Origin of the sequence: Salipiger bermudensis HTCC2601, from assembly GCF_000153725.1 — a bacterium.
GTDB classification, from domain to species: domain Bacteria; phylum Pseudomonadota; class Alphaproteobacteria; order Rhodobacterales; family Rhodobacteraceae; genus Salipiger; species Salipiger bermudensis.
Genome location: NZ_DS022276.1, coordinates 525,133 through 531,632 on the forward strand (window position 1 = coordinate 525,133; position 6,500 = coordinate 531,632).

Annotated in this window: 6 protein-coding genes; 2 read left to right on the forward strand and 4 right to left on the reverse strand. The window is 64.9% G+C overall.

The window, feature by feature from the left end:
* Positions 1-68 precede the first annotated feature (68 nt).
* Positions 69-512: a MaoC family dehydratase gene (locus R2601_RS02505; protein WP_040545045.1), complete on the forward strand. Its 444-nt coding sequence runs from the start codon at positions 69-71 to the stop codon at positions 510-512.
* Positions 513-706: 194 nt separating this feature from the next.
* Here the strand turns inward: R2601_RS02505 and R2601_RS02510 are convergent, their stop codons facing one another.
* Positions 707-1,570, reverse strand: coding sequence for an SDR family oxidoreductase (locus R2601_RS02510; protein ID WP_007793044.1), 864 nt, complete (start codon positions 1,568-1,570; stop codon positions 707-709).
* Between the two features lie 138 nt (positions 1,571-1,708).
* Between R2601_RS02510 and R2601_RS02515 the strand changes: the two genes are divergently transcribed.
* Positions 1,709-2,185 carry a lytic transglycosylase domain-containing protein gene (locus tag R2601_RS02515; RefSeq protein WP_007793048.1) on the forward strand — a complete coding sequence of 159 codons (477 nt, stop codon included), beginning with the start codon at positions 1,709-1,711 and terminating at the stop codon, positions 2,183-2,185.
* An 18-nt stretch (positions 2,186-2,203) separates the two neighbouring features.
* On the opposite strand, the gene R2601_RS02520 is transcribed toward R2601_RS02515, so the two are convergent.
* From R2601_RS02520 to R2601_RS02530, 3 genes are all read right to left on the reverse strand, one after another.
* Positions 2,204-3,451 (reverse strand): PAS domain-containing protein, encoded by a 1,248-nt coding sequence (locus tag R2601_RS02520; RefSeq protein WP_007793050.1) that lies wholly within the window; start codon positions 3,449-3,451, stop codon positions 2,204-2,206.
* 118 nt (positions 3,452-3,569) lie between these two features.
* The gene (locus R2601_RS02525) at positions 3,570-4,760 is read right to left on the reverse strand and encodes an ABC transporter permease (protein ID WP_007793052.1); all 1,191 of its coding nucleotides are present in this window, start codon (positions 4,758-4,760) and stop codon (positions 3,570-3,572) included.
* A 4-nt stretch (positions 4,761-4,764) separates the two neighbouring features.
* Positions 4,765-6,453 carry an ABC transporter permease gene (locus R2601_RS02530; RefSeq protein ID WP_007793056.1) on the reverse strand — a complete coding sequence of 563 codons (1,689 nt, stop codon included), beginning with the start codon at positions 6,451-6,453 and terminating at the stop codon, positions 4,765-4,767.
* Positions 6,454-6,500: the final 47 nt, after the last annotated feature.

Genomic DNA, 6,500 nt, shown 5'->3' on the forward strand with positions numbered 1-6,500 from the left:
TAATAAAGTTACTCAAGCGGCGTTTTTGCCGCAGCTTTGTTACCGGGCCGAAGATCATGGAGGCTGAGATGTTCGATAACTTCCCGCGTGGAACCATCTGCATCGAGGATATCGAGATGGGGATGACCCGCCACCTGCGCAAACAGGTGACCGACCGCGACATCGAGCTCTTTGCCGAGGTCTCGACCGACCGCAACCCGGTGCATCTCGACGACGCCTATGCCCATGACACGATCTTTGAGGGCCGCATCGCCCATGGCATGCTGACCGCCGGGCTGATTTCGGCGGTGATCGGCGAGCAGCTTCCCGGCCACGGCACGATCTATCTCGGCCAGACTCTCAAGTTCCTCGGCCCCGTGCGGCCGGGCGACACGGTCTATGCCGAGGTCAAGGTGGTCGATATCGACCATTCGAAGCGCCGCGTCACGCTCGACTGCCACTGCTCCGTCGATGGCAAGAAGGTGCTCGCCGGCGAGGCCAAGGTGCTCGCCCCCTCGCGCAAGTTCGACTGAGGCCCCCCGCGCGACGACGGTCGCGCGCCTCCCCTTCCTGGCTGGCCCCGCTTCGACCTTCCGACCGCGGACACTCCCACCTTCTCTGGCCAACCTTCTCTGGTTCGACAAATACCTCGGGGGTGAATTCGCCGCAGGCCAAGAGGGGGCAGAGCCCCCTCTCCTCCTACCACTCCCCCACGCCGGGACAACGCTCAGCCCGCGTCGTCCTCCGCCGCCAGCAGCGCCGCGAGCCCGGCGCGGTAATCCGGGTAATAGAGCCTCACACCAAGCTCTTCCTTGATGCGGCGGTTCGAGACCCGCTTGCTCTCGGCATAGAAACTGCGCGCCATGGCGCCCATCTCGGCACTCTCGAAGGGTTCTTCCGGCGGCGGCGTGACGCCGAGCAGCTCCGCGGCGTGTAAGATGACCTCCTGAGGCGGCGCCGGATCATCGTCGCAGAGGTTGTAGATTGCGCCGGGATCGGGCAGGCGGATCGAGGCCTCGAGCACCTGCGCGATGTCCTCCACGTGAATGCGCGAGAACACCTGCCCCGGCTTCACGATGCGCCGCGCGGTGCCGGCGCGCACCTTGGCGAAGGGGCCGCGGCCGGGGCCGTAGATGCCGGCAAGGCGAAAGATGTGCAGCGGAAGATCGGGAATGGCCCGCCAGGCATCCTCGGCGGCCAGCCGCATCGCCCCGCGCCGCGTGCCGGGCGTCAGCGGGGTGTCCTCGTCGACCCAACCGCCACCATGGTCGCCATAGACACCGGTCGTGGAGAGGTATGCGACCCAGTCGAGCTGTGCCGCGCGTTCGGCCATGGCCGGGCCGCAAAGGCGCAAGGACGGGTCGCCGTCACTGTCCGGCCCGGCGGAGATCAGCACATGGCTCACCCGCCCCAGCGCCTCTTCCACGGCCATGCGATCCCAGAGCAGCGGCACGACGCCCTCTGCCCGGAACCGCTCCGCCTTGGCCGGGTCGCGGGTGGTGCCGATCACCGTCCAGCCCTGCGGCAGCAATTGCCGCGCCAGCGCCTGCGCCGAGTAGCCATGTCCGAGCGAGAGAAGTCTCTTTGTCATGCATCCAAGGTGAGATCTGCCGGCACAATATGCAAGCGCTCAGCGTTGAGCGGCGCGCCGCGCATCGTCTGCCCCGAGGATGGGCAAGGCCGCCGCAAAGCGCTAATCACACATCAGCCCGTACAAGAGAGGTGTCCCATGCCGAGTCTGTCCCGCCGTGCCATGATGGTGCTGCTGTTCGGCGGGCTTGCCGGCTGCGGCGCCCGCCGCGATGAGCCTGTGTCCCGCAACCACAACCCGCCGCTCTATCCCAACGAGACGCCGCAGCTGCGCACCCAGATCAACCGCTGGTCCGATCATTACGAGGTCCCGCGCGCGCTCGTGCACCGGTTGGCCATCCGCGAGAGTACCCATAACCCGGCCGCCCGCAATGGCCCCTATTACGGGTTGCTGCAAATCCTGCCGCAGACGGCCCGCACCATGGGCTTCCGCGGCGCGCCGTCGGACCTGCTGAACGCGGATACCAACCTGCAATACGGGGTGAAGTACCTGCGTGGAGCATGGCTTCTGTCTGACGGCAGCCATGATGCGGCGATCGGGTGGTACGCGCGGGGCTACTACTACGAGGCCAAGCGCCGCGGTATGCTGGTCGAGACCGGGCTGCGGCCTGCCTGATCCCCCCACCCACCGCCGTCATGTGACCGCCCGCAGCATCGCGGTGTTGGACTGGATGATGGTGTTCAGCTCGACGATCCGGGCCAGCCGCGCTTCGATCTCGTCCTGCCCGGCATCCAGCTGATCGACGATCCCCGACAACGAATCGCCCGAGCCGTTGAGCGCCGCGCTCTCGATCTTGCACATCATCCGGGTCGAGCTGAGTCCGGTCACGTAGCGCTTCATGTCGAGCACACTGCGGCCCAGTCGGGTCGCCTCGCTCTCGACCACCTTGAGCGCCTCTCCGGCGCTCTTGCGGAACATCTTGGCCTCGGCCTGCAGGGTGTCGCGATCCTCGATCAGTGCCGTGATGTCCGGCGCGCTCTTCATGTCTTCCTCGAAGAGTGACGACATCTCGCGCTGCATGATTGCCGCGCAGACGAGGAACTGGCCACGCTCGATGGTCTCTCGCATGCGGACATAGGTGCTGTCCTTACCCTCGACGAATCCCTTCACCCAGCTTGCCATCTCGTCGAGCATGGAGCCGTAATTGACCGAAATCGCGCTGATCGGGCCGCCGGCATTCTCCAGCCGCGAGGCGAGGATACGCATGTTCATGGGCACCGTCCGGATCATCTTGATGATCTCGGTCATGCGGTCGGTCTCTTCCCGGATCTGCGCGATTGTGCGGACCATGGTAAGGAAACGCTGCTGCTGCGGATCCAGCGTCAGCCCGCTGCGCTTGGCGCGATCCTCGAGCTCGAGCGAGAGCGCCGCCGACATGTAGGCATCGTAATCCTCGTAGCCGAGCTCGGGCAGACGGGCGAGCAGCGTCTCCGCGCTGCGTGCGGCAGAAACGCCCTCCTCGAGTTCCGCGTGGCGCAGATCGGCATAAAGCTCCTTCACCGTGGAGAACAACTCTGTATGCGGCTTGATCCGCACCGAGAGATAGCCCCCCGGGATCGGCCAGGCCACCGCGAGCACCCAGTAATAGCGCCCGTCCTTGGACTTGTTCTTGACGTAGGCGGCGACCTCCTTGCCGGATTTCAGCCGATCCCAGTAGAGGTGAAACACGCCCTTGGGCATGTCGGGATGGCGCACGAGCTTGTGTGGCGCACCTTTCAGTTCCTCCCAGCCAAAGCCCGAGATACGCCGGAAGATGCTGTTGCCCTCGATGATGATCCCGCGCTCGTCGGTGCGGGAATAGAACATGCACGATGCCTCGAACGGGACCTCGCCCATGCCGCTGCGGCTTTGGGTGACGAGCTGGGAATCATGCTGGGTCATCGGTGCCTCGTGCCTCAGGACGCAATCGCCCCGACCATGCACGCAGCACCCTTTCCAAAAGCTGAACGCGGGCGCTTTTGACGCCCGCGTTCCGCATTTTTCGTCGCTGGTGCCCGGGTCAGCCCGGGCTCATGCCACGCAGCCGTTCGGAGCGGCGGCGCAGCAGCTCGACCGTGCTCAGCAACAGGATCGAGATGCCCACGAGGATCGTCGCCGCGGCGAGGATGGTGGGCGAGATCTGCTCGCGCAGGCCGGTGAACATCTGCCACGGCAGGGTCTGCAGCTCGGCCGAACCGATGAACAGCACCACCACGACCTCGTCGAAGGAGGTGATGAAGGCGAACAGACCGCCCGAGATCACGCCGGGCAGGATCAGCGGCATCTGCACCCGGAAGAAGGTGGTGACCGGATCGGCGCCCATGTTGGCCGCGGCACGGGTCAGCGAGCGGTCGAAGCCCACCAGCGTCGCGGTCACGGTGATGATCACGAAGGGAATGCCCAGCACCGCATGCGCCAGCACGACGCCCCAGTAGGTGCCGACGATGCCGATCTTCGAGTAGAAGAAGTACATGCCGGTGGCCGAGATGATCAGCGGCACGATCATCGGCGAGATCAGGATCGCCATGATGGCGCGCTTGCCGGGCACGTGGCTCTGGCTCAGGCCGATGGCCGCCAGCGTGCCGAGCGAGACCGAGATCAGCGTGGCCACGGGCGCGATCAGAAGCGAGTTCTTCACCGCGCGGGTCCATTCCGGGTTGGTCAGGAAGTCGCGGTAGTGCTTCAGCGAGTAGCCTTCCGGATCGAAGCGCAGCATCTCCGGGGTGAAGGTGAAGAAGTCCTCGGCGTTGAACGACAGCGGCATCACCACGAGGATCGGCGTGATGAGGAACACGAAGATGGCGCCGCAGATCACCCGGAAGGAATAGTGCCACAGCACTTGCCCGGGGGTGAGATAGGGCACCAGCTTCTCGCGGTAGCGGCCAAAGCCGACCCAGTAGGAGAACCAGCCGAAGAACCACGCGAAGAGCGCGCCGACCACAAGGCCGGGCAGACCGCCAAGACCGTAGCCGACCGCCGCGAAGATTGCGATCAGCCCCCAGCGCGCGGGCTTTTCCTTGCTCTCGCCAAGAACCGAGACCGCAAGGAAGCCGATCGCAGCCATGATGATCGCGCCGGCCACGATGCCCAGAAGGCTCGAGCCGTTGGCCGCGCCGACGAAGATGCCGGCGAAGGCCCCTGCCGCCGCGAGCACCGGCAGGGTGAAGGAGAGAGGTTTCTCTTCCACGGGTGTGAGGATCACGTCGTTCATTGCCTTACCCCAGCTTCACGTTGTCGATGCCGACGATGCGGTCGTAGGCCCAGTAGAGCAGCAGGACCACTGCCAGCAGAATCGTACCCAGCGCGGCCGCGAGGCCCCAGTTGAGCGAGGACGAGATGTGGTAGGCGATCCGGTTCGAAATGAACGTACCGGTGGTGCCGCCGACGATCTCGGGGGTGATGTAGTAGCCGATCGACAGGATGAAGACGAGGATCGAGCCCGCCCCGATACCCGGGATCGACTGCGGGAAGTAGACCCGCCAGAAGGTCGTCCAGTTGGTCGCGCCGAGCGATTTCGCGGCCCGGACGTAGGACGGCGGGATCGTCGACATCACCGAGTACATCGGCAGGATCATGAACGGCAGCAGGATGTGGGTCATGGCCACGATGGTGCCGAACTGGTTGTTGATCATGGTCAGGCGCTGCTCGTCGGCCACCAGTCCGATCCAGACCAGCACGTCGTTGATCACACCCTGCTGCTGAAGCATCACCTTCCAGGCCGAGGTCCGTACCAGCAGCGACGTCCAGAACGGCAGCAGCACGAGGATCATCAGAAGGTTGGCGGTGCGCATCGGCAGGTTCGACAGGATGTAGGCCACCGGGTAGCCCAGCAGGATGCAGCTGAGGGTGATGACCAGCGACATGAACAGCGTGCGCTTGAACAGCAGCATGTAGATCTGCTCGTTCTCGGGCCGCGCCTCGGCGCCGTCCGGCGTCAGCTGCATGTCGATCGAATTGAGGAAGTAGCCCGAGGTATAGTTGGGGCTATAGAGCTTGATGGTGCGCCAGATTGGCGGCTCGATCCAGTCCTCGTCGATCTCCTCGAACCCGTCAATGAAGGCGACGGTCTCGAACTCGGGGCTGGCCACAAGCGCGGCCGCGGCCTGAAGCATGTCTGCGCGCGGACCGGAATAGGACGACACGTCGCCGGATGCGAGATCTTGGTAGAGGGCGGTGTGTACCGCCGACCAGGGTTCTTCCTCGAGCAGGTTGTCCTCTTCCACGCGCTGGGTGAAGTCGGCGAAGATGGCATATTGCGCGGCGCTGCGCGGCAGGATCTCGTCGATGCCCTCGCGCAGCTCGAAACGCGGCTGCCTGCCCTCTTCGTCCGCCGCCCATTCCTGCTGTTCGGCAAGCCAGTCGGGATCGCCCATCAACTCGATCCAGGGCATCGGCTCGTCCCAGTTCTCGTCGAGATCCTCGAACTGGTCCTGGTAGACCTCGCCGATGTCGTCGAGCCCGCGGCCCGACTTGCGGAACAGCGAGGAGGCGCCGGTCAGCTCGTAGTTCAAACGCGAGCCGAGGCGGGTGTGGATGCGCTGCTCGGCAGCGATATACAGGTCGTAATAGGCGGCCTCGAAAGCCTCCTCGGGGGGCAGGTCCTGCCCGTCCCACGCGCCCAGCACCTCGGTGGTGCGCGGCATCGTGTCCGAGACGATCTGGTTCTCGACCGAGCGGAACAGCATGTCTGCGATCGGCGCGATGAAGGACACCAGCACGAAGATCAGCAGCGGCGCGATCAGCATCAACGCCCGCAGCTTCTGTCTCCGCAGCGCCCGCGACAGGCTCTTCTTAAGCGGTTTTCCGTCGGCGGCCAGCATCGGGCCGGAGGTCTTGTTGGCCTGACGCAGCGCATTGTCTGGCGTCGGCCCGTCGAATTTGTCTGGCCCTGTGGCGTCGCTCATGCGGATGTGGTCCCCGTTGGATCTGCGTCTTTGATGCGCATTTGATT